The organism is Candidatus Aquicultor sp. (assembly GCA_036504445.1).
Classification (GTDB): domain Bacteria; phylum Actinomycetota; class Aquicultoria; order Aquicultorales; family Aquicultoraceae; genus DASXVE01.
Genome location: DASXVE010000011.1, coordinates 1 through 23,165, shown reverse-complemented (window position 1 = coordinate 23,165; position 23,165 = coordinate 1). Strand labels below are relative to the sequence as shown.

General features: G+C 48.5%; 21 protein-coding genes and 1 other RNA gene. 5 read left to right on the top strand and 17 right to left on the bottom strand.

The genetic code is table 11. From position 1 onward, the window contains the following. Positions 1-182: 182 nt before the first annotated feature. From mltG to VGK02_01875, 14 genes are all read right to left on the bottom strand, one after another. A complete protein-coding gene (gene mltG, locus VGK02_01940; GenBank protein HEY3373806.1) occupies positions 183-1,196 on the bottom strand; it encodes an endolytic transglycosylase MltG in 1,014 nt (337 codons plus the stop codon). A gap of 63 nt (positions 1,197-1,259) precedes the next feature. After that, positions 1,260-1,679, bottom strand: a complete 420-nt coding sequence (gene ruvX, locus VGK02_01935; GenBank protein ID HEY3373805.1) for a Holliday junction resolvase RuvX — start codon at positions 1,677-1,679, stop codon at positions 1,260-1,262. A gap of 12 nt (positions 1,680-1,691) precedes the next feature. Next, on the bottom strand, positions 1,692-4,331 hold the full coding sequence (alaS, locus tag VGK02_01930) for an alanine--tRNA ligase (protein ID HEY3373804.1): 2,640 nt from the start codon (positions 4,329-4,331) through the stop codon (positions 1,692-1,694). A gap of 11 nt (positions 4,332-4,342) precedes the next feature. Then, positions 4,343-5,449 carry an AI-2E family transporter gene (locus VGK02_01925; protein ID HEY3373803.1) on the bottom strand — a complete coding sequence of 369 codons (1,107 nt, stop codon included), beginning with the start codon at positions 5,447-5,449 and terminating at the stop codon, positions 4,343-4,345. A 3-nt stretch (positions 5,450-5,452) separates the two neighbouring features. Beyond that, positions 5,453-6,247 (bottom strand): SigB/SigF/SigG family RNA polymerase sigma factor, encoded by a 795-nt coding sequence (locus VGK02_01920; GenBank protein HEY3373802.1) that lies wholly within the window; start codon positions 6,245-6,247, stop codon positions 5,453-5,455. A gap of 24 nt (positions 6,248-6,271) precedes the next feature. After that, entirely contained in the window at positions 6,272-6,655 is a 384-nt protein-coding gene (locus tag VGK02_01915) for a hypothetical protein (GenBank protein ID HEY3373801.1), read from the bottom strand. Positions 6,656-6,775: 120 nt separating this feature from the next. Then, positions 6,776-7,030, bottom strand: coding sequence for a hypothetical protein (locus VGK02_01910; protein HEY3373800.1), 255 nt, complete (start codon positions 7,028-7,030; stop codon positions 6,776-6,778). 33 nt (positions 7,031-7,063) lie between these two features. Then, positions 7,064-7,438 (bottom strand): hypothetical protein, encoded by a 375-nt coding sequence (locus VGK02_01905; protein ID HEY3373799.1) that lies wholly within the window; start codon positions 7,436-7,438, stop codon positions 7,064-7,066. Positions 7,439-8,282: 844 nt separating this feature from the next. After that, positions 8,283-8,468: non-coding RNA, 6S RNA (ssrS, locus tag VGK02_01900), on the bottom strand. A gap of 64 nt (positions 8,469-8,532) precedes the next feature. Then, positions 8,533-10,320: an aspartate--tRNA ligase gene (gene aspS / locus VGK02_01895; protein ID HEY3373798.1), complete on the bottom strand. Its 1,788-nt coding sequence runs from the start codon at positions 10,318-10,320 to the stop codon at positions 8,533-8,535. Between the two features lie 62 nt (positions 10,321-10,382). After that, positions 10,383-11,672: a histidine--tRNA ligase gene (gene hisS, locus VGK02_01890; protein ID HEY3373797.1), complete on the bottom strand. Its 1,290-nt coding sequence runs from the start codon at positions 11,670-11,672 to the stop codon at positions 10,383-10,385. A gap of 91 nt (positions 11,673-11,763) precedes the next feature. Beyond that, the gene (locus VGK02_01885; GenBank protein ID HEY3373796.1) at positions 11,764-12,393 is read right to left on the bottom strand and encodes an MBL fold metallo-hydrolase; all 630 of its coding nucleotides are present in this window, start codon (positions 12,391-12,393) and stop codon (positions 11,764-11,766) included. A gap of 74 nt (positions 12,394-12,467) precedes the next feature. Next, complete coding sequence (locus VGK02_01880) at positions 12,468-12,710, bottom strand: D-aminoacyl-tRNA deacylase (protein HEY3373795.1); 243 nt, start codon at positions 12,708-12,710, stop codon at positions 12,468-12,470. Positions 12,711-12,820: 110 nt separating this feature from the next. Continuing rightward, positions 12,821-15,070, bottom strand: coding sequence for a bifunctional (p)ppGpp synthetase/guanosine-3',5'-bis(diphosphate) 3'-pyrophosphohydrolase (locus VGK02_01875; protein ID HEY3373794.1), 2,250 nt, complete (start codon positions 15,068-15,070; stop codon positions 12,821-12,823). A gap of 212 nt (positions 15,071-15,282) precedes the next feature. Here VGK02_01875 and VGK02_01870 point away from each other — a divergent pair, with 212 nt between their 5' ends. Both VGK02_01870 and VGK02_01865 read left to right on the top strand, forming a co-directional pair. Continuing rightward, positions 15,283-16,623: a cation:proton antiporter gene (locus tag VGK02_01870; protein ID HEY3373793.1), complete on the top strand. Its 1,341-nt coding sequence runs from the start codon at positions 15,283-15,285 to the stop codon at positions 16,621-16,623. Continuing rightward, the gene (locus VGK02_01865; protein HEY3373792.1) at positions 16,541-16,906 is read left to right on the top strand and encodes an NAD(P)-binding protein; all 366 of its coding nucleotides are present in this window, start codon (positions 16,541-16,543) and stop codon (positions 16,904-16,906) included. The genes VGK02_01870 and VGK02_01865 overlap by 83 nt, the downstream gene beginning before the upstream one ends. A gap of 98 nt (positions 16,907-17,004) precedes the next feature. On the opposite strand, the gene secF is transcribed toward VGK02_01865, so the two are convergent. From secF to VGK02_01850, 3 genes are read right to left on the bottom strand one after another with little or no spacing between them, the layout of a single operon-like run. Continuing rightward, positions 17,005-17,973: a protein translocase subunit SecF gene (secF, locus tag VGK02_01860; GenBank protein HEY3373791.1), complete on the bottom strand. Its 969-nt coding sequence runs from the start codon at positions 17,971-17,973 to the stop codon at positions 17,005-17,007. After that, on the bottom strand, positions 17,966-19,291 hold the full coding sequence (gene secD / locus VGK02_01855) for a protein translocase subunit SecD (GenBank protein ID HEY3373790.1): 1,326 nt from the start codon (positions 19,289-19,291) through the stop codon (positions 17,966-17,968). The genes secF and secD overlap by 8 nt, the downstream gene beginning before the upstream one ends. A gap of 11 nt (positions 19,292-19,302) precedes the next feature. Continuing rightward, positions 19,303-19,965, bottom strand: coding sequence for an HD domain-containing protein (locus VGK02_01850; GenBank protein HEY3373789.1), 663 nt, complete (start codon positions 19,963-19,965; stop codon positions 19,303-19,305). A 357-nt stretch (positions 19,966-20,322) separates the two neighbouring features. Here VGK02_01850 and VGK02_01845 point away from each other — a divergent pair, with 357 nt between their 5' ends. From VGK02_01845 to VGK02_01835, 3 genes are all read left to right on the top strand, one after another. Next, positions 20,323-21,123: a LuxR C-terminal-related transcriptional regulator gene (locus VGK02_01845; GenBank protein HEY3373788.1), complete on the top strand. Its 801-nt coding sequence runs from the start codon at positions 20,323-20,325 to the stop codon at positions 21,121-21,123. Continuing rightward, positions 21,110-21,940 (top strand): helix-turn-helix transcriptional regulator, encoded by an 831-nt coding sequence (locus VGK02_01840; protein ID HEY3373787.1) that lies wholly within the window; start codon positions 21,110-21,112, stop codon positions 21,938-21,940. Before VGK02_01845 ends, VGK02_01840 begins: the two co-directional genes overlap by 14 nt. A 577-nt stretch (positions 21,941-22,517) precedes the next feature. Further along, positions 22,518-23,165 (top strand): hypothetical protein (locus tag VGK02_01835; GenBank protein ID HEY3373786.1); only part of this gene is annotated, 648 nt, incomplete at its 3' end.

The window sequence follows — 23,165 nt, the reverse complement described above, 5'->3', positions numbered from 1 at the left end:
CAGCTATAGGCGAAGACCAATCTCCTTTTCAGGGTCTTAAAGCCCCAGAACAATATCCAGCCTATAGCCTATCTACTCCAGGTTGTACTACTATATATTCCCTGGAGCGGTCAGCGACTACCTCTTTCATAGCATCTCCTTAAGGATATATGCCCCTGATCATAATAGGTTATGTTCGTTTGCTAACGGCCGTTTTGCGAAGCTTGGTATTGAGCTTTAGCATGAAGGAATTCGTCGTAGGTTGCGGCAAATGTATGGCGGCCGCTGTTATCCGGCGCCAGCACATAGTACAGGTACTGGGTTTGGCCCGGTGTTAATGCGGCTTCAATTGATGACGCGCTCGGATTGCAAATCGGCCCCGGTGGTAAGCCCTGGTGTAAGTATGTGTTATATGGCGACTCCACTTTCAGATCGTCATAGGTGAGCTTGTCCTTCCATTCCGGCAGCGCATATTGCACCGTTGCGTCAATTTGCAACAGCATATTCTTGGCGAGGCGATTATAAATGACGGAGGCGACAAGCGGTTTCTCGTCGTTTACGCGTGTCTCGCGCTCGATGAGCGAGGCGATAACTAGAATCTCATACGGTGTTCTGCCGAGACTTTGGGTTTGTTCCCAATCCAAGCTCTCGGTCTCTTTTTGAAACTGTGCAAGCTGCATATTTAGAAACTTCTCCGCCGTAATGTCGTCGGGCACTTTATACGTTTGCGGATAGAGATACCCTTCGAGGTTTTTTGTCGGCGCACCGTTATTCTGCAAAAACGGGTATTCTACGGCTACCCGGCCATCGGTAACCAGGCTCAAGTAAGAAGCTGCGTCAATTTTGGTCTGGCTTGAGACACGCTCGGTAATCTGCTTGGACGTCCAACCCTCGGGTATGGTGAGGTCGATATATTTAATCGGCGGGCCCGCGGTAAGCGCTTTAATTGCAGCATTGTAATCCATGCCGGTTTTCATGTTATAGGTGCCCGGTTGGAAATTAGCGCCGACCCCTTTTTTCTTTACTTCATAGCGGAAGATAAACGCGCTCTTGATAACCTTATTTTGCTCCAGCACATCAGCGATTTGCGCAGCCGTCATGCCTTTTTCAACCTGGATTTTAACCGGAACCTGCGGTTCATTTGAGGTTTTACTGAAGCCTTGCCACGTTAGATAGCCCGCGGCGCCGACAATGCCTATTATCACTAGGAGGGATATCGTCGCGATAATCTTTTTTAGAATGCCTGCCTTAGCGGTATGTTTACCTGGAGTAATCGTGCATCATCCTCTGCTGTTTTTCAGATCTAAAAACCCCTGCAGCATTACGGCCGCAGCTACTTTATCAATTATTTCTTTGCGGCGCCCTCGCTTAACATTCGACTCCTTAAGGGCGCGCTCGGCATACGATGTCGTAAGGCGTTCGTCCCACGTGGCAACAGGTACTGAGAGCGTCTTTTTAAGCTCTTCGACAAAATCGAGTACTTCGCGGGCTTGCGGGCCGATCTCTCCGGACAGTGATATCGGGAGCCCGACCACGACCTCGTCCACACCATACTCGTTAACCAGTTCCGATATCTTTCTTATATCGGAACTGTCTCTGCTTTTGTCTATTACTTGTAACGGTTGCGCCATAAACCCTGAAGGGTCGGATATCGCTACCCCAATCCGGCGCGAACCGTAATCTAAACCGAGCAAACGCATAGATACTAACCGTTATGCTTGTTGAGCGCTTAGCATGGCCTGTACTTCCAGCCATGCTTCCTCAAGCGCCTGCGGAACACCTGCAGGGTTCTTGCCGCCGGCCTGCGCCATATCGGACCTTCCGCCTCCGCCACCGCCGACAAAAGGCGCTACCTTTTTAATAAGGTCGCCCGCCTTGAATCCTGCCTTTACCATGTCCGGCGTTGCCGCCGCTATCAACATTACCTTATCATCAGCTATGCTCGCAAGGAATAATATGGCAGATTTCGCCTTCTCACGCAGCATATCCGCATACGAGCGCAAGCTATCCATATCGGCGGCTTCCACCTGCTCGATAATTACTCTTGCGCCGTCGAGCCGACGCGCCTCTGCGATCAGTTCGTCTATTTTTCCCTTAGCTTGATTCTTTTTAAACGAATCGAGCTCTTGTGCCTGCTGCTTTACCGTTTGCAATAAACTCTGAATCTTGTTAGTGAGCTGTCCGGCATCGACCTTTAGCACGTTGGCGGCGTTCTGTAGTTCATCTTCTTCCGCATAAATAAGCTTCAGCGCCGTTCCGTTTGTAACGCCCTCAATACGGCGAGTATTCGCACCTATACTACCTTCGCTTGTTATCTTAAACAGGCCGATTTCATTTGTGTTGGAAACATGCGTTCCACCACAGAGTTCCTTGCTGAAATTACCAACCTCGACCAGGCGCACAAATTCGCCGTATTTTTGATCGAAGAGCGCCGTCGCTCCGGTTTCCCGCGCAAACTCGTATGATGTTACGAACGAGCGCACCGGATTGCTTTCGAATATCTTTCCGTTGACCAGCTCTTCGACTTTTCGCATTTGCTCGCGTGTCGTACCGGCAAAATGCGAAAAGTCGAAACGGAAACGCTCCGGCTCGACAAGTGAACCCGCCTGTTTTACATGCTCGCCGAGGACTCTCCTGAGCGCCCACTGCAGAATGTGTGTGGTCGTATGGTTGCGGCGAATCGCTTGACGCCGGGCCGAATCGACAACAGCGCGCGCGTTTTGTTCGATTGAGATGTTGCCCGAGGTCACCTTTCCGATGTGAATGACAACGCCTTCTATCGGCTCTTGCGTATCGGTCACGGTAACTTTACCGGTATCGGTTTCAATAACTCCCATGTCGCCAACCTGGCCGCCTTTTTCCGAATAGAACGGCGTCCGCTTAAGAAATACCTCGACCTCATCGCCTTCCCGGGCATCTGTGGCCACCGCGTTTTTCCTTACGATGGCTTTAATAGTTGCTTGAGCGTCGTCGGTTTCATATCCTAAAAACTCAGAGGCGCCGAATTCTTCTTTAAGCTCGTTATATACATCAGCGTTTTTCAGCTCACGCTCTCCCGCCCAAGATGCTCGCGCGCGTTCTCTCTGTTCTTCCATAAGGTTGCGGAAGATATCTTCATCAACGCTGACACCCCTCGCACCTGCAATTTCGATAGTCAGCTCGAGAGGGAAGCCAAATGTGTCGTAAAGCCTGAACACGAAGTCACCGGCTAGGCTATGTTTCCCTTCACTTAAAACCTGCGAAATCGCTTGATCGAGGATGTTGAGCCCCTGCTTAAGCGTTTCCATAAAACGCTTCTCTTCATGCTCGGCGATTCTATGAATAAAGGCCGCGTTATCGGTGAGCTCGGGATATGCAACGCTCATCGTATCAATCACGCTATCGATCATCTGCCTTATAAAGGCATGTTCGACGCCGAGGAGCTTTGCATGAAGCACAGCGCGCCTCAATAAGCGTCTCAGAACATAGCCACGTCCTTCATTTGCCGGCAATACGCCGTCGTTAATGAGGAAGGTAACCGCCCTACTATGGTCGGCGACAATTTTAATCGATACATCGCGGGCAGGATCTTCGCCATAGTTCACGCCGGCGATTGTCGCTATCTTTTGAACCATCGGGTACAGCACGTCTGTCTCGAAATTTGAGCTAACGTTTTGCAGAACGCGAGCGATGCGCTCAAGACCCGCCCCGGTGTCGATGTTTTTCTTGGGCAGCGGTGTAAGCTCACCGTGTTCATCCCGGTTATACTGCATGAATACGAGGTTCCATAGTTCGAGGTAACGATCGCAATCACAGCCGACCGTGCATGCAGGACGGCCGCAGCCGGCGTCAGGGCCGAGATCGTACATAATCTCAGAGCTCGGTCCGCATGGGCCGGTCGCTCCAGCCGACCAGAAGTTGTCCTCGCCCATTCTGAATATTCTATCTTCCGAGAGGCCGATCATATCGCGCCACAAGTTAAATGCTTCATCATCGTCTACGTAAACGGTAGCGTAGAGTTTATCAACGGGCAGCTTGAGGTGTTCGGTAACAAATTCCCACGCCCAGGCTATAGCTTCTTTCTTGAAGTAATCGCCGAACGAGAAGTTGCCCAGCATCTCAAAGAATGTAAGGTGCCTGGCGGTTCTGCCGACGTTTTCTATGTCGGATGTCCGCAGGCATTTTTGCACAGTCGTCGCTCTCTTAAAATCTACTTTAACTTCGCCTAAGAATATCGGCTTGAATTGCACCATCCCGGCTGCAGTTAGAAGCAGCGTCGGGTCATCCGGCACGAGCGATGAGCTCGGCACAACCTTGCACCCCTTAGCCTCGAAGAATGATAACCATAATGCTCTTATATCGTTAGATCTCATTTCACTTCCCCTCAACGTTCAATCGTCGGCTGTAATTCTTGAATATCCGGCCCGCCCGGCCTGCTTTCGCTCTCTCGCTCCCTAAAATGAAGGTAGAGCGCCTTGCATACAGCCGCGATCGGTATAGCAATGAGCATCCCTATAAATCCTAAAATAGAACCCCCTGCCAACAATGCGAAGATAACCAACGCGGGATGCAAGTTCACCTGCTGGCTCATAATACGGGGCGATATTAATATACTATCGACTTGCTGCACAATTACAAGTGCGGCTATTACTATCAGCGCTAGCTTCCAAGACGTACCAAGTGCAATTATAACCGCTAAAGCCCCTCCGATAACAGGGCCTAGATACGGGATAATATTAAACAGGCCGATTAGGAAGCCGAGTAATATGGCGTAATCAACGCCGAGGACGGAGAGCGTGATGCCCGACAAGACGCCGACGCTCAAAGCTACGAGCGCCTGGCCTTTAAGAAAACCACCGACAATTAGATCGATCTTTTTTACGATATGCATGCCTTCAATGCGGTAGGGTGCGGGAATCATATCGCGAAGCGTCTGTTTGATTCTGTTGGTGTCTTTAAGAATATAAAAAGCGATGATCGGCGCCAAAACAAAATTCGCAAGGCTGCCGAAAAAGGTTGCCGTGACCGACGGTACGGAGAGTGCCGCTTTTTGCAGAAACGTTTGAAACGACTTCGAAAAACCGTTAAGAAAGTTAGTGGCTTGGTCGCCCTGCAGATATGGATGCTGCTTAATAAAATCGTTTAGATAGCCGTTAACGACCGTTAGATACTCGGGAAAGCGCTTTATAAAGCCGTTGCTCTCTTTAAAGAGGATCGGCCCGACATACATCGAGAGTAAGATGAGCACCAGCAGCAAGCCCAGGTAGGAGAGGATGAGTGAAAGCGTTCTCGGTAGGCCCTTCTTTTCGAGTAAATCAACGCCGGGACGAAGGATGTAGACAAACACAAGAGCATAGATAAAAGGCATTAAAACCGTGTGGATACTGTAAATCAAGCCCAGCACAACACTTACGAGGGTGATTATACCAAGCCACGACCACGCGATTATGCCCAGAGCCTTTATTCGCTCTAAGCGATCTTCCTTCGTCAAGCTTTATGCCTCCCGGTCTTGCAGCATCCTATCTCGAAGAACTTCCAAGGTACGCCTAAGCAACCTTGAAACGTGCATTTGCGATATGCCCAGCTGCTGCGCTATCTCGGTCTGCGTCAGCCCGCGGAAGAACCTCAAGTAAAGGATACGTTGCTCCTGCTTGCTGAGTTTCGAAAGCGCCTCGGCAAGACATGTCCTGTCTTCGATGCCAGTAAGCTCTTTATCGTCTTCACCAATATACTCTAAAAGTGAGAAACTATCATCAGAATCAGACGATAAATCCCGGTCGAGCGAGACAAAACTGTATGCCTCACTTGTTTCCATTGCTTCGATAACTTGCTCTGATGTCACGCCGATATGCTCGGCAATCTCGTGTATCGTGGGCGCTCGTTTTAAGTCTTGCGTGAGCGTATTCATGGCTTGCGTGACGAGAAGGTTAAGCTCTTGTAGGCGTCGCGGCACTTTAACCGCCCAACCTTTGTCTCTAAAGTAGCGCTTAATTTCGCCGACGATCGTCGGCGTCGCGTACGTGGTAAATTCAACCGCTCGCTCCACGTCAAAGCGGTCTATGGCCTTGATAAGGCCGATCGTACCTACCTGAATGAGATCTTCGATCGGCTCGCCCCGGTTCTTAAAACGCCTGGCGAGATACTCGACAAGGTTTATATACATGGCTACGAGTTCATCCCGAATTTCAGGCGATCTCGACTTCTTATATTCTTTAAATAGCTCGAGAGTTCTTCCTTTATCCCAAGCCAATGCTTTATTCTTTTTCTTACTTTTTTGTGAGCTCGGCAACGCGTAAGCCCCCCCAACCGGTTATTACTGGATGTTTTTAACCAGCGTAAGCTGGCGTTTGCTATCAGTTCTTTCCCATTCAACCTTATCCATAACAGAATGAAGAATGGAAAACCCGAACTTTTGCATAAGCTCTTCTTCTAGCGTGTCTATAGCCCCGAGGCCCGGCACGATGATCTCCATCCTGTCGGGGTAGACGGCAAATGTAACATTAAACTCTTGAATCTCAGGATCGTTGATGGCAAGCAAAAACGCCTCATCAAGGCCTATTTTTAAGTCTTCGAGGCCGTCAAAGCTAAAATCCATGCGCGTAGCTACACCTGCAATCGCGAGCCTAAGAAGCCGCGCATATTCTTTGCGCGCAGGCACACTCATCTGTACCTTATCAACCTGGTCAACTATGCCCATTTTCGCGTATCCCTTCATCAGAATAAATAATTACGCTGTCACCAGCGTTAGTTTTAAGGCAAATAATTTTGTACTTACGTAAACGCCAAACGGCAGGTCGATTCCGAAGTACGTTTACGCTTATGGATTAGGATAATCCGGCGATGTTTCGTGCTCGAGCCTGAATTCAGTCTCCCTAGCAGTCTCGCGACCGGCCTCTAAGGCGGCGCTAAAACGGTCAATCCACTTGTTTATATCCAAACCCAGTGAAGAATAAGCAGCTTTGAAGAAAGAAATCGCCTTTTCTCTCTTTTCAGGATTAAGCGCTAATGTGATTACAATGCTCGCTAGTGTCCCGAGCAGTGCTCCTATAATAAAACCTCTAACTCGTTTCATGTTCCCTCCGCTTGATACTCGTCGGCCGTATTCTTACCGGCCGACTATTTTACGAAGCGCCTCACGTGCACCCGCCGAGAGACTTGCCACCTTAATAAGCGGTGACGATATTACCTCGTTAACAACTCGCGTAACCGCGTTAACTTTGTCGCCGATATCGCGAATAGTACTAACTACCTCATCAACGCGACTGAGTTCGCGATCGGCTTGTTGGACGACGCCGTGAAGGTCGTATAGCAGCGGATCGAGCCTTTCGTTTAGATTTACGACAAGAACGTCGACGTTGCCCAACGCCTTCTCGGCTCTAACGAGAGTTTTCTTGAGCTGCACAAGAGCGGATATTGCGAACCAGAACACGATTAACAAAGCAACCGTGATAACGGCAAACAGGACCAGCGACGCTGCCATCTATCCCTCCTATTTTTTGAAATCATAACATAGGGATTTTTTTATTGCTATAAACAGAAGACCGGCCGGTCAGCTAGTAAAATATGCTGAACGGCCGGTCAAAAGCCAAAGAGCGCTTTCTATATGTTAACTTAGGTAACCGTCGGGACGGTTTTGCCTGCACGAGCCAAACTCGCAAAGGCGAAAATCGAGCGGACAAATCGAGCATTTTTGCTTACACATAACGAGAGTTGAGTTATCTGATACCGCAGCGCGACGAACGATCTTTGTTTCTATATACTGCCTGATATTTGATACGTGCACGGAACCCGAATGGTTGTTTTGCATATTATCACTGCTCCAATACAATCATCGATACTACAAAGACACTTACAAAAATCATTAGAGTGCCTGGCGGTTATATAAGGAGTGATCTAAAATGCTGCATTTAAACTAGGGTCAATGGTTCTAATACAATATTTATTGTAGCCAAGCGCTTGAATAATCGTTACTTGCAGTCTTTGTTAATATCGGCCGCTGAGAGCGTTACTTAAGGGGATTTTAGATGAGGGTGGCGTTTGAGTGCCGTTTAGCTGGGCTTCTGAACTGCCCGAATCCTTTTTCCATGCTTCATCAAGTCGCTCCATGCCCATATCATGCGCTTTCTAAAAGCGTGCAAATAAATGAAATTATACAGTTAAACTACGGAATAGCTAAGCAAATAAAACGCCATTTAGAATGCGACACTTCTAGTAAAAGCAATTAGCAGAATGGCGATAGGAAAGTAAAGGGAAATACAAAATGCCAGGTCAATAACCTGGCATTTCTAAAACATAATTCAATATTACCTAATATTAGTACATGAAAAAGCCCCGCCTTGCCGTCTTGCGAACTTACATATTGAAGCCCGCTCCCCGCAGGTGGGTGATCGCCTACCTGCTTAACGAGTCCCTAATCGAGAGGGCTTTCGCGCCGCAGGTGAGAGTAGATCTCCCAACGTCATAGTGTTGGCTCAAATATACACTACGCGCCTCGAACAAGGCAGAGCTTTTAACTCTGTTTTCTAGCCTCATTGTACCACACTGGTTCTAGACCATGTCAATAACAAACCGGTGCTAGCTTAACTTTATATGCACCTCGCGTAACTGCTGGTCAACTACTGTATCAGGCGCACCGGTCATCAGGCATGAGCCGGTTTGCGTCTTTGGAAACGCTATTACCTCTCGAATCGTTTTCTTCTGCAGCAGAATCGCTACTAACCTATCCAAGCCGATTGCTAATCCACCATGCGGTGGAGCGCCGTATTCGAAGGCTTCAAGCAGGAACCCGAACTTTTCGCGCGCTTCTTCCTCCCCTATCCCGATCAGCTTAAAGATTTTCTCCTGTAAGTCTTGATCGTAGATACGTAGGCTTCCACCGCCGACTTCCGTACCGTTGATGACGATATCATATGCGTATGCCTTCACCTTTAAGGGCTCGGCATCAAGAAGCGGCAAATCTTCGTCGCGAGGGCGCGTAAACGGATGGTGGTTCGGCGTCAGGTCCTGGTTTGTCTCGTCCCAATCAAACAGCGGGCAATCGACAAGCCACATAAACTTAAATATGCCCGGCTCTATCAGGCCGAGTTCTTCAGCAAGCTTCAAGCGCAACGCGCCAAGAACCTCTGAAGCTTTTCTCGGTTCGTCTGCCACAAAGAGCAACATATCGCCCGGTTGTCCTTTAAGATGCGTAATAATGGCCTCAAGCTGGTCTTCCCTGAAGAATTTGGCTATCGGCGAGCGGATGCTGCCTTCCGGCTCAAGGGCGATCCATGCCAGGCCTTTTGCGCCCTGCTCTACGGCAAACGCATTAAGCGCATCTATCTGGCTGCGCGAATAGGTAGCGATTCCGGGAGCCGCGATAGCTCGTACCGCTCCGCCGTTCTTTACCGTATCGGCGAAAACTTTAAAGCCTACATCCGCCGTGATATCGCTTACATCCTCGATCTCCATACCGAAGCGCAGGTCGGGTTTATCCGAGCCGTAACGAGCGATTGCTTCTGCGAACGGCATCCGTATTATAGGCGTTTGTACCTCGACACCGATTATGTCGAAAACGTCCTTCAGAAGCCCTTCTACGAGCGTTAAAATGCCTTCCTCGTTCATGAACGAGACTTCCATATCGATCTGCGTATGCTCGGGCTGCCGGTCGGCGCGAAGGTCTTCGTCCCGAAATGCGCGTGCGAGTTGATAGTAGCGCTCAAACCCCGATACCATCAGCACTTGTTTAAAGAGCTGCGGCGATTGCGGAAGCGCGTAGAAGTGATGCGGTTGTAACCTGCTCGGCACGATAAAGTCACGTGCGCCTTCAGGTGTGCTTTTTTGCAGCATCGGCGTCTCTATCTCGACAAAACCGTTTTCATCGAGATATTCCCGGGCACGTTTTGCCACTTCATGGCGCATCATAATGTTATGCTGCATCTCCTGCCTGCGCAGATCGACGTAGCGATAGCGAAGGCGCAGGCTCTCATCGGACGGTGCGCCGTCTATCTCAAACGGAGGTGTCTTTGATTTGTTGAAGATTTCAATGCTCTCGGCCTCAACTTCAACCTCTCCTGTCGGCAGGTTAGGGTTGATCGTGCCTTCCGGTCGCGGTATCACGCGCCCGGTGATATAGAGAACATATTCGTCCCTTACTCTTTGAGCTGTTTCAAACGCTTCTACGCGAGCCGGGTCAACGGTTATCTGGACGATACCGCTACGGTCGCGCAAATCCAAGAAGATCAGACCTCCGTGGTCGCGGCGTGTGTTGACCCAGCCGGTCAGCACAACTTCGTCCCCGATATTTTCCTTCCTTAGCGAACCGCACGAGTGTGAGCGCATCGCATATTTTGCCAATACATCTTCGTGTGCAACTTTATCCATTCACATCGCTCCATCTATCATTAGACTTAAATATTTACGTAGTTAGATTTTAAAAACTCGCCTTATAATTCCGTTCGTGCTTGCTTCTTTACAGTAACGAGCTCAATAACTTTGTCGACCAGGTCGCTAAGTTTAACCTCATACTGTTCACTCGCATGCATGTCTTTAATAATAACCTGCCCGCTTTCCAGCTCGGCCGAACCAAGAAATATCGTGTATTTGAAGTCGCGCTTATTTGCGTATTTAAGCTGCGCTTTAAGGCTGCGCCCCATATAATCCATATCGGTGCGAATCCGTTCGCCCCGCAACTTATAAAGAAGGTTGATCGCCGCCGGTCTAGCCGCATCATCGGCGAGCGCGATGAATACGTCCATGCTGTCCTCAAGCGACGCAAATACGCCCTCTTTCTCAACGGCAAGTGCGAGACGTTCTAAACCTATCGCAAAACCGATACCCGGTGTGGGAGGACCGCCGAATTCCTCGACAAGCTTATTATAGCGACCGCCGCCGCCGATGGCGTTCTGAGCGCCGAGAAGCGGGCTTACAACCTCGAACGTCGTTCGCGTATAGTAGTCGAGGCCGCGCACGAGCTCCGGCTTAACGATATATCCTATGCCCTGCATATCAAGGTACTGCCGGACGGCGTAGAAGTGATTCTTGCAGTCGCAGCAAAGGTGATCTATAAGCTTTGGAGCCCCGGCCATCACCTTCTGGCAGCTTTCATCTTTGCAGTCGAATAAACGTAAAGGGTTGAGCTCGATTCGTTTCTGGCAATCTTTGCAGAGCTCTTCACTGTGTTCTTCCGCATATTTCTTGAGCATTTGTAAGTATTGCGGTTTATCATTGTCGCAGCCCATACTGTTGATATAAAGCGTGAGCTCCTTCAAACCGACGGCTTTAAAATAATTGATCATAAGGAGGATCGTATCCGCATCGATGCCGGGGTCATCGGAGCCGATTACTTCAACGCCCAGCTGCCAGAACTGGCGAAACCTGCCGGCTTGCGGCCGTTCGTAGCGAAACATCGGGCCTATATAGAACAGTTTAACCGGTTGCGGCCACTGGTTCATGTTGTGCTCGACGTAGGCTCGTATAACAGGCGCCGTACCCTCAGGTCGCAACGTGAGGCTTCTGCCGCCTTTATCGGTAAATGTATACATCTCTTTTTGCACGATATCCGTTGACGTTCCGATACCGCGCTGGAAAACCTCGGTATGCTCGAACACCGGTGTCTTTATGCGCTCATATCCGTAGATCTTAAATAGACCCACCGCTATTTTTTCAAGATAATGCCACTTCTTTGCCACCTCGGGCAGAATATCGCTTGTTCCTTTTGGTGCCCTGAACTGCAAAATTACTTCCTCCTCAAGAAGACGCGTTAGCGTCGGTGTGTATCCAATAGACGAACATCATACCATTATACTATATAGTCCCAGGTCACGCCTATAAGTCTTGCAAGTAAGGGTTATGACGGCGCTCAACGCCGATAGTAGTCGCCGGCCCGTGTCCCGGATACACGGTTACTTGATCCGGAAGCGTCAATACTTTCGTTTTAACAGCGTGCAAAAGCGCATCGAGCGAGCCGCCGGCAAAATCAGTACGCCCGATCGAGCCATAGAACAGCAAGTCACCGGTAAACAAAGCGTTCGCGATTCGAATTGAAATGCTGCCCGGCGTATGTCCCGGCGTAAGCAAAACGTGTGCTTCAATGTCACCGCACTTAATAACTTGGCCGTCCTCGAGTTCTATGTCGGGAGTAATGCTTTCTTCCTGTCTTTCGCCGACCCAGGACGATAAATTAAAGCCGGGCTGGTTAAGCGCTGCCGCATCGAGCTTGTGGACGGCAATTTGAGCGCCGGTTTTCTTCTTGAGTTCAACAGCAGCAGCAATATGGTCCCAGTGAGCGTGCGTCAAAATTATGTATTTGACGTCGAGGTTCACTGCTGCAATCGTATCCATTATCAAACCCGTGCTGCCGCCCGGATCAATTACAATGGTCTCTTTTGCGTGCTCAGACGCAAGAACATAGCAATTTGCCCCCAGATCGCCGACTACTAAGGTTTCCAAAAACATTTTATTCTCCCGTTTAATTAACTTTTGCCCGCATGATGCCGAAGCCACAATAAGACCCAAACTTACTATTCCTATCAGGACACCTGCAAATACACGATGCGTAGTATCGCCGCCTTATATCCGCGCTGGAAACACTTCTTACTGTCCAAAAGTATCGTAACGGGACCGTCGTTTACAAGGGTTACCGCCATATGCGCTCGGAATTCACCCTCTTTTGTCGGCACAATCGCGCCGAATGCTTCATAAGCCCGCTCGTATAGCAAACGTGCGCGCTCCGACGACGCCGCATCCGTTATAGTCGATATCGGCTCCAGCATCATCGCTTCCCACGGAGAGCAAAATTAAAAGCCCCTGCCCTGTCTCGGCAAGAACTCGTTCTCCGACCTCTACGCGTGCTCGTGAAACTCTTTGAATTACCGCTCTCATGCTAGTGTTTAGCTTGTTCCTCTTGCCATTTGGGAACAATTTTCTCTCGTTTGCCCTTATTAGGCTCTACCCTATACACATCGTATACGGCGGGAACCCTCTTAATATTTCCGATAATCGTATTGAGATGCGTCAGGTTGCCGATCTCGAATACGAACTTTAACAGCGCTACATGGTCTCTCGATGTCGCAACCGATGCGGTAAGAATATTAACGCTCGCGTCACCAAGGACCGTTGTCACATCACGCAGCAACTTGGGTCGATCCAGAGCTTCAACTTCGATCTCGACCTGGAAGGCGGCCGGCTGCTTCGTATCCCATGAGGTTTCGATAATCCTATCGGGAAACAGGTCTTTTAACTGCCGTGCGTTCAAACAATCGGTTCTGTGGACGGAAACGCCTCGTCCCCTGGTAACGAAGCCGATAATATTATCGTATGGCACCGGGTTACAGCAATGCGCCAGCCTGATGAGCATATCGTCGATGTCTTTAACCGTGACGCCGGTGTTGTTGCCACTTCGGCGCTGCTTTTGCGGTTTCTGTGCGATCTTTAGGTTAAGCTCTTCGAGGCCAAAATCATCTTCAGGCTTTTCTGCTTCTTTTTCCTTTGTATGAGCCTCGGCGATTCTAGAGGCGATCTGCTTGGCGGATGTTTTTCCCGCACCGATGCTCGAAAGTACGTCTTCCGCCGCTTTAAAGTTCAGCTCTTTGGCGATAGCATCCAGCGTGACCATCGTTGTATGCGACTTCAAACCGAGGTCGAGTTTGCGCAGTTCCTTTTGCAGCATTTCCCGGCCTGCGGCCTCGGTATCTTCACGGCTTTCTTTATTAAACCACTGTTTTATTTTGTTTCGCGCGCGCGACGTCTTGACGATTTTCAGCCAGTCCTGGCTCGGCCCGGCGGCCGTCTTTGAGGTCAGAACGGAAACAAAATCACCGGTATGCAATTTGTATTCGAGCGGCACGATCTGGTGATTTACCTTTGCGCCGATGCAGCGGTGCCCGACGTCGGTATGGATCGTGTAGGCAAAATCAAGCGGCGTCGAGCCCGCCGGCAGGTTGACGACATCGCCCTTCGGTGTGAAAACATATACTTCGTCTTCAAATAAATCGATTTTGAGCGACTCCATGAACTCGCGGGGGTCTTTGAGCTCACTTTGCCATTCGAGCATTTGCCTGAGCCAGCTCAAACGCTCATCGAATTTGCCATCCCTGCTGCCGCCCTCCTTATAACGCCAGTGCGCCGCTATACCGTATTCGGCGGTGCGGTGCATCTGCTTTGTTCGAATCTGGATTTCAAGCGGCTTGCCCATCGGCCCGATAACGGTTGTGTGAAGCGACTGATACATATTGAACTTAGGCATCGCGATGTAGTCCTTAAAGCGCCCTGGAATGGGCGTCCACATCGCGTGAATTGCGCCGAGTGCGCCGTAACAGTCTTTGATGGAGTCGACGGTAACGCGAAGCGCGAGAAGGTCGTATATCTCGTTGAATTCGCGTCCCTTTTTAACCATCTTCTCGTAAATACTATAGAAATGCTTAGGGCGCCCGCTGATTTCAGCTTCGATGATGAGTGATTTTAGTTCTTTTTTGAGCGCTGAAATTGTTGTTTTTAAGAATTCTTCGCGTTCAGAGCGGCGCTCGGCGACCATTTTTTGGATCTGCGCGTATTTCTTTGGCTCGAGTACTTGAAACGAGAGGTCTTCAAGCTCCCATTTTAATGACATAATGCCGAGCCGATGTGCGAGCGGCGCATAAATCTCGAGCGTTTCCTTCGCCTTTTTCACCTGTTTGGCATGGTCGAGATGACGAATCGTTCGCATATTATGCAGACGGTCGGCAAGCTTGATAATGATAACGCGGATATCTTTAGCCATCGCTATAAACATCTTGCGAAGGTTTTCGGCCTGCTCTTCCTCGCGGCTCTTAAACTCAATCTGGCCGAGCTTTGTAACGCCGTCTATGAGGGCGGCGACATCGGGGCCCACTTCCTTTTTTATCTCTTCTATCGAGATTTCGGTGTCCTCGACAACGTCGTGCAGCAACGCGGCAAGAATCGTGGTGGTATCCATCCCCAAGTCTGCTAGAATGTCCGCTACCTCTAGGGGATGAGATATAAAATCCTCCCCGGACATGCGGTACTGGTCGCTGTGAAATTTGCGCGCAAGCTTGTATGCGTTGCGGATAGCTTCAACATCAACATCGGGATTATATTTTTTGATCTTATTAATTAAGCTGCGAATTCTAACCATAGTTCACGTTCCTCATTAATTGATTCTATCAGATAATGTGACCTGGTACAGCCGATGTATTCGCCATAATTACATCAACTGATATTAAGGGTCTTACTCAGTGGATATGCACAAAATACACTCATTGCTTAGCAAGGCAAATATGGGCCGTTTATCGTAGGCTGTCCGATCAGTTTTGCTTATGATGAATATACTTATGCCAAAATTAAGCAATGGAGCTAGCCCTATTACGAGATATAGTCATATTATTCGGCTTAGCAATCATAATTCTTTACGCATCCCAACGTCTTGGGTTGCCTACGATTATCGGCTATATCGTTACCGGAATAGTAGCCGGACCTTATGGTCTTAAATTAATTGCAGCATCGCCTGAAGTAAGCATCCTTGCGGATATTGGGTTAGTATTGATGCTGTTCACGATAGGCATCGAATTTTCATTCAACAGCCTTCTTAAACTCAGGCGATCTGTGCTTCTCGGTGGGTCACTTCAAGTAGCATTGACGTTTTCCGCTGGTTTTCTTGTGGCGCGAGAGGTCGGGCTCGCCGTTAATAACGCAATCTTCATAGGTTTTCTTGTTTCGCTTAGCAGCACCGCGATTGTGCTCAAAGTACTGCAAGATCGGGCTGAGATCGATACGCCGCACGGTAAGACCAGCCTTGGTGTCCTTATATTCCAAGACATTATAGTCGTTCCCATGATGCTCGTAATTCCGTTATTGGCGGGTGCTACAACCAATCTTACTGCATCAATTACAAGCTTGCTGCTCAGAAGTATCGGCATCATTCTCTTTGTTATCATCAGCGCAAAATGGATAGTGCCTAATCTCCTGTACCAGATCGCGCGAACGCGTAGCCGCGAGATATTTTTAATTGCTATCGTTTTAATCTGCTTAGCATCCGCTTGGCTAACATCAAGCGCAGGCCTATCGCTCGCCCTCGGCGCGTTCCTAGCAGGGTTGATCATTTCAGAATCGGAGTATAGCCACCAAGCACTCGGGAACATATTCCCGTTCCGCGATATATTCTCAAGTTTTTTCTTTATTTCAATCGGAATGTTGTTAGATGTTGGTTTCCTCGTGAAGAATCCCCAAATTATTATAATTCTTACATTAGGGATTTTACTCTTGAAAGGCTTATTGGCGACTACTGCAAGCTCCCTTTCCGGTTTCCCGGCGCGGACAGCCATACTCGTCGGCATCGCTCTCTGTCAGGTCGGTGAGTTTTCTTTCGTTTTATCGGAGACCGGGCTTCGATACGGCCTACTTCCCGGTCGCTTATTCCAGCTATTCTTGGACATAACAATTCTAACTATGGTTGCAACACCTCTGCTCATTAAGGTCGGCCCACGATTTGCGGATACTATCGTAAAGCTTTCCCTGCCGGCGAAGCTGAAGTATGGTTGGTTTCCGGTAGAACACGCAACGGAAACCAAAGCAAAAGATCATATAATAATCGTAGGTTACGGTTTGAATGGACGGAACGTTGCACGCCGCGTCGGCTGCACACATCCCATACTTGATCGTCGAGATAAATCCGGGAACGGTGACGGCTGAGCAGCAAAAGGGAGAGCCGATTTATTACGGTGATGCCACGCAAGAAGAAGTCCTGATGCACCTGGATATCTTGGATGCTCGTGTTGCCGTGGTCGCGATTTCCGACCCGGCTGCTACGCGTAGAATCGTTGAACTTGCCCGGCGGCTTAACCCTGATGTCTATATTATTGTGAGAACCCGCTTCCTTCATGAAGTAGAATCGTTGTATCAGTTGGGTGCGAATGAAGTTATTCCTGAAGAATATGAAATATTGAGGGGCCGACTTAAAGATAACGAGAATTGATCAATCATAATATTGTAATGTTAATTGGTAAGAGAAAGGCTCGCATTCCTGCGAGCCTTTTCATTCATATCATTGTTATTCTTTGTTACTCCGTCATGCTACGATGTTGCCGTAGCGCTCGAAGCCGCAACGGTCTCTTTGCTGCCGTATTTCCTTTTTAGGTTCTTGTAGTACGGCTCTGCTTCTTTCCACGATACGAATATCGGCGATGCAAAGAAGATTGACGAATAAGCACCCGCAATCGTACCGATCATCATCGCGAACGCGAAATCTTTCAACGTTTCGCCGCCGAATAATAAGAGGGCGACGATCGGGAGCAACGTCACGAGTGACGTGTTGATTGAGCGCATCAGTACCTGGTTGATCGACCTATTAGCCATAGCCGAGTAGGTCGTTCTAACCACATTGGTTGAATTATCCTTAATCCTATGGAACACGACGATCGTGTCATAGAGTGAGAAACCAAGAATGGTCAACAGCGCCGCAATCATATTCGGGTTTACCTCTCGGCCTACCAGCGCATAAATTCCCGCTGTAATTAATACGTCATGAACGAGCGAAAGAACCGCCGCCACAGACATCTTAAACTCGTAGCGAACCGTGATGAAGATGATTAGCACCACTATTGTTGCTATAAGCGCATAAATCGCGCGCTGCGTAATCGTTGCTCCCCAGGTCGCATCAACAGTTTTTGTCTGCCTATCTTGGATGCCGAACTGCTGATTAAGCTTATTGTAGAGCGTCTGCTCTTGGGTCTGGCTAAGCGTGCGCGTTCTGATGAGCATCTCGCTACCTTTGTTGGGAGATGCTTGTGTATCGATGCCACCAACGTTTGAGTGCTCGATCGGCTGGATCTTGCTATCGCCAAGGCCTTGCTGATCGAGGACCGCTCGAATCTGCTCAACGGTTACAACTTTTTCGAATATAACGTCGGACGCACTGCCGCCCTTAAAGTCGATGCTGTAGTTAAAACCTCTAAACGCCATACCAAAAATGCTGAGCAAGATAAAGAACCCGGAGAGCGCATACCATATGTACTTTCTTCCAAGAAAATCAAAATTAAACATTCTCTACCGCACCTCTCATTCTGCCCAGTCTTACAAGGAATGCCGGGCTCTTAACCGGCCATATCTGAGCAAGCAACCCTAATATAGGCCGCGTAAACATCAGCATCAGAACGATGTCCATCAATAGACCTATAATCAGTGTCAGTGCAAAACCTTTAATCGGGCCGATACCAATAAGGAACAGCACGATAGCAGCGAATATTGTTACCAAATCGGCGTCCAAGCTGGTTCTAAAACCATGCCAGAAACCCGAGTCAACCGCTGTTCTGAAGGTCTTCTTGTCGCGCATTTCCTCTTTAAGGCGTTCAAAGATGATAATCTTCGAGTCGGCTGCCATACCAATACTGATAATCAGACCGGCTATTCCAGGAAGGGTTAGCGTCCAGCCATAATAGCGCCCGATTGCCGCAATCATACCCCAAACGAGGGTCGAGTAAATGCTAAGACCAAGCCATGTTACCAGGCCTAGGCCTTGATAATAAAGCAGCATATACACCGCTACGAGAGCGAAGCCTACGATACCGGCTATAACGCCAGCATGTAAAGCGTCTGCTCCGAGTGTTGCGCCGACTTGATCCATTTGCAGGACATCGAGCGTAACCGGAATCGCACCTGTGTTAAGAACGAGCGCGATGTTCTTTGCCTCATCGATTGACTTAATACCATTTATGACAGCTTTGCCATCGGGGATCGGCTCATCGATGGTCGGTGCTGTAATTATTTGGCCGTCAAGAACAATCGCCAACCGCTTCTTAACATTCTGGGCCGTGATCTGCCCGAATTTCACCGTGCCTTGATTGTCGAACGTCAAGTTTACTTCCGGCGCCGCTGCGACCTGGCCACCAAAAGTAGCCTTTGCGCTGCTCACCTTATCACCGGTGAGAAGCACGGGCCCAAGCACCGGTTTTCCTTCTTTTTTAAGTTGGTTGAGCTGGCTCTCGGACATAGCGAAGTACTGGTCCTGCACGATTGCGAACTGCAGTACCGCCGGTTTGCCCAAGATAGCCCTCGCTTTCGCCGGATCTTTAATACCCGGCAGTTGAACCATGATGTTACGAGCACCTTCTCGTTGAATTTCTGGTTCAGCAACGCCAAGCGCGTCGACACGCTGGCGCAGAACGAATTCCGCCTGTTGCATCTTTGCATCAGTTACAGGCGCTCCAGGCGTATCTTTAGCAACATATATAATGCTTAGACCTCCTTTAAGGTCTAGGCCGAGCTTTGTCGATTTCGAAACCGGCATTATCATAAAGATAGATACCGCGACAAGCACAATTAAAACGCCCAGAGTTAGCAAGTGTTTTTGCCTATCAGTCAATTCCTTCCCCCCTAAAGCAGCTTAACGCCATTTATAACCAAGCCGAACTGGCAGCCCAAAAATTCTGCTGCCCTCCGGCATATTACCATACGCGACAGGAATATTTCAAAATATTCCATGACTTGACTTATGTTCGTATCGATATCAACTTCGAGTTCTATGAGCTTTCTGTCTTTCTCAACTCGCAAGAACGACCTCTGTGCCGCCAGGTTAACCCTATCGTGGATGTCTAAGGTTAATGGGTCCGGCATACGTACTCTGCTACGGTGGACATCGGTCTTGTCTGCAAGAATAATCGCAGCCCCAAGATTGCTTGTGGCCATACCGTAGTCTTCCTCGTGGTTTCCAATCGCATTCATAATCAGGGCTACCTCGTCAGGGATCATCCCTAATCGTATAAAAATCGATTGCGCCATCATAGCAGCTGATACAGCATGAAAACTGCGCCCAACCGCGTTGCCGATGTCGTGAAGATAACCTGCGATGCCTGCGAGCTCGGCTTCCCTATCGGGATATCCAAGTCGTTTAAGGACGTTCATAGCGATGTGTGAAACGAGGTCTGCATGCCTAAACCCGTGTTCGGTAAATCCGATAAGTTCCATGTGCTTATCTGCTTGTGCGATGTAGGCTTTGACGTAAGCGTCCTCTTTTACTTCTTCTAGTTTTACCGGCATGTGCTATGGATTCTCCGTTCTTGAATTGTCAATTTGCGTGTGAAGGTTTTCTTTAATTTCACCCTAGTCATTATACTATTTAACAGTACAGTTGTCAGTGAAATATATGTATTTCTGCAGAAATCGAAGGCTTATATGCCTTACGGTTGGCTTTAACCCCGTATATCGCGGTTTTCGGAATTGATTTAACGGTCGTCTAAGACTACTTAATCCGAACGTTTAGCTAACAGTTACTACATTGTTACCATAAGGATAATATACACAGATGCCATATTATACCTGTTTAATTATGCCTGTGTGTGCTAGCATAATATAAAAGAGTTCGCATGCACGCTTCTTCAAGATTAAGGGGTCATCATGACCGGTCTGTTGGAGTGCCCCTGCAAGCGATATATTACAAAGTACCTCATCGTTTTTAGAGTATTTGCCCTGTTGTTTGTTGCTGCCCTTGGAATCCTTGGTCTTCGTAACGTTCCGCTATGGTCATTTTTGCTGGTTCTTCTCTATACGGCTTTCCTGTGTTGTTGTAAAGACTCCTTACTTAATAAGATATGCGCATGCCCGCAGCTTATATGTTGCGACCTGGTCATGCTAATGATCCTTTCTCTGAGTGCGGGCCCGCACAAAAACCCATACTACCTATACAGCTGTATCCTATTATTGCTCTCCGGATTTTTATTTAAAGTATCCGTAGCGATAACCCTTGCATCGGCTCAAAGCATTTTGTTGTTGCTGACAAGTTTTGCGGAAGCGGGGCAGCTTTCCGCCTATACGCACAGCTCGGGTTTAAGCTATATAACCTTGATATTTTTGTATTTCCTTTTCACGGTCGCGGGTGTTATGCTGTCCGATCTAGCCGACTTGTATAGCCGCCAACGTGAAGTCAATGATACCGCTCAGGAAGAACCTCTTGAAGTAAAACCGCATCTCACGCCGCGGCTATCCTCCCAACTTATAGCTTTCAAAGTATCAAAACGCGAAAAAGAGGTATTTCAACTCTTCGCCGGTGGACTCACAATAAACGAGGTAGCCCAAGAGATGGAGCTATCTATTAGCACGATCAAAACGTATCTCCAGCGCATCTATACAAAGCTCGGTGTTTCTTCAAAGCAAGAAGCACTAGCATTATTGCTGGAGCGCACTGATGAAGCAGGATAAGTTATTCGCCACTCAAACCAATCTCTTAGTCATGCGCTGGGTGGCGCTCCTCGGTGCTTTTATTGACGCGTTCTTTAAGCCGCACGATATAACACTATTTCTGGCAACATCGGCCGTGCTGTATTCTGGTATTCAGACGATGTTATGGAGAGGCATTTTTGAAAATACCTTTCGTGTGATGGCGTTTCTTATTATTGATACTACGATTGCGGGTATCTTTCTTTTGCTTTCCGGTGGCGGCTGGACAAGTCCGTTTATACTCTTCGCACTAACAAGCTTTATTATCGCGGCATTTTCCGTGAGCATGCGTGCCAACATAGTACTCTCCGTATACTTTTGCGTGCTCTTCTCGGCAGGCTTATTTTTTAATAGGAGCAGCTCGCCTGCTATAAGCGTCAAGAATCTTGACATGATGCTTCTTGCCTATTCGATAGTGTTTATGATCCCTTTTGGTATTGGATACCTGGTATCATATATAAAACGCACCAACTACGTGGATGTATCGGGAATAGAGTCGGAGTCGCCTCAAGCTACCGAGCTTATAGTTCGCAATGCTCCCTCTCAAATCCAGGCCATTGTCCAAAATGATTCGCGCAGCCTATCCGGGCGCGAGGTCGATATTCTGAGATCCCTAAGTACAGGCAAGACCAACCGTCAAATCGCAGAAGAATTGTATATTACGGAGAAAACCGTCAAGAACCACCTCTATCGTATCTTTAAAAAGCTCGGTGTTTCATCCCGCGACCAAGCAATATTAGCCTTCTTTAACTCCTCTTCACTTACAAAAACCAGCCCTCAATCACGTAATTCCGAATAGCACAAGCGGTATAGCCCCTTCCAAAAACATTTAAAGACTACGACTATTTATCCACATTGGGTCCTATTACCGACACATAGGTCTACATGAGTCCCATAAAGCCTTTTAGTAGGACGACAATAGACCCATAGTATTTAAGCCCAATGAACGACAGACGATCTAGCGTCTTTTAGCTAAAGTTCTAGACATATGGTGAATGTGCATTATGGCACAAGAAACCACAGATGCCGCTAGCTATATGTATTCGCGTCCAGGCGAATAAGGATAGGTGTCATCCTTCATTAAGAAATAGAGCTAGCGGCATATGGAATATCGCTGAAAAGCTATATATAGAAGACGGCCGACAAAAAGTACCTTGAGAAGACAAGATTTTCGCAGCTCAAGTTCAGCCCTCGAAGTGACGAACTTGAGCTTATCTATGTAGCTTATAAGAAGCAACCGCCGCAGCATAAAAGTAGCACTAATCCTCAACAACAAGCCGCTATTGGCTTTATATGTCTTATCCTATCGCGAAAGGAGGTGGAATACTTTGAGAAACAAAAAACCCCCTATTCTAACCTCAAAGGAGGTGAAACACATGAAAAAAGGCTTAGTCATTTTAATGGCTCTCGCGATGCTCTTTGCGATGAGCACTGCAGCACTTGCTGTGCAGGAGCTTAACTCTGACCCAAGCAGTACTTTCGTTATCGGTGCAAAAGGTAACATCGTTGCCAATACCTATACTCCAGTCGCCAGTGATAGTGTAAGTTACAAGGATTATAAGTACTATGAGCAGGGTTTAGTAACAACAACTACCGTCTTTGCTCCATACGGCGGAGGCAATGGCCTCAGTACCCACGTATACGGCACCTGGAACAGCCCGTATACCGTTGGTATCGATGGGTACAACTACAACGATGCTCAGGACTACGTTGAGACCGGCAAGCAAGAGGCAAACCTCGGTGACCCGACACAGCTGCCGATCAACCCTCAGTTCCAGAGTCAGTTAATGACATGGATGGGAGCTAACCTTCCTGGTCCAATGGTCGCGGGAATGTCAAGCATGATGAGCACAGCAACAGTAGGACCATATGCTGGTGATAGAGTCATCAATACTCACCTCGCTGGTAACTTCCAGTCAGGCCCACACGGCGGCTACCTCACCTCGACACACCGTTGCCGTGAGTGCCACGCAGTCCACCGTGCAGCAGGTAAGTTCAAATTGTTGCGTTCAGACACAAGGTTT

Excerpts from the sequence above, each read along its gene's own strand:
- VGK02_01870 (HEY3373793.1), top strand. The coding sequence starts at position 15,283 with ATGGAGCTAGCCCTATTACGAGATATAGTCATATTATTCGGCTTAGCA.
- VGK02_01865 (HEY3373792.1), top strand. The coding sequence starts at position 16,541 with ATGGACGGAACGTTGCACGCCGCGTCGGCTGCACACATCCCATACTTG.
- VGK02_01840 (HEY3373787.1), top strand. The coding sequence starts at position 21,110 with ATGAAGCAGGATAAGTTATTCGCCACTCAAACCAATCTCTTAGTCATG.
- VGK02_01845 (HEY3373788.1), top strand. The coding sequence starts at position 20,323 with ATGACCGGTCTGTTGGAGTGCCCCTGCAAGCGATATATTACAAAGTAC.
- VGK02_01910 (HEY3373800.1), bottom strand. The coding sequence starts at position 7,030 with ATGAAACGAGTTAGAGGTTTTATTATAGGAGCACTGCTCGGGACACTA.
- VGK02_01880 (HEY3373795.1), bottom strand. The coding sequence starts at position 12,710 with ATGCTGGAGCCGATATCGACTATAACGGATGCGGCGTCGTCGGAGCGC.
- alaS (HEY3373804.1), bottom strand. The coding sequence starts at position 4,331 with ATGAGATCTAACGATATAAGAGCATTATGGTTATCATTCTTCGAGGCT.
- secF (HEY3373791.1), bottom strand. The coding sequence starts at position 17,973 with ATGTTTAATTTTGATTTTCTTGGAAGAAAGTACATATGGTATGCGCTC.
- VGK02_01850 (HEY3373789.1), bottom strand. The coding sequence starts at position 19,965 with ATGCCGGTAAAACTAGAAGAAGTAAAAGAGGACGCTTACGTCAAAGCC.
- aspS (HEY3373798.1), bottom strand. The coding sequence starts at position 10,320 with ATGGATAAAGTTGCACACGAAGATGTATTGGCAAAATATGCGATGCGC.
- VGK02_01875 (HEY3373794.1), bottom strand. The coding sequence starts at position 15,070 with ATGGTTAGAATTCGCAGCTTAATTAATAAGATCAAAAAATATAATCCC.
- ruvX (HEY3373805.1), bottom strand. The coding sequence starts at position 1,679 with ATGCGTTTGCTCGGTTTAGATTACGGTTCGCGCCGGATTGGGGTAGCG.
- VGK02_01885 (HEY3373796.1), bottom strand. The coding sequence starts at position 12,393 with ATGTTTTTGGAAACCTTAGTAGTCGGCGATCTGGGGGCAAATTGCTAT.
- VGK02_01905 (HEY3373799.1), bottom strand. The coding sequence starts at position 7,438 with ATGGCAGCGTCGCTGGTCCTGTTTGCCGTTATCACGGTTGCTTTGTTA.
- VGK02_01915 (HEY3373801.1), bottom strand. The coding sequence starts at position 6,655 with ATGGGCATAGTTGACCAGGTTGATAAGGTACAGATGAGTGTGCCTGCG.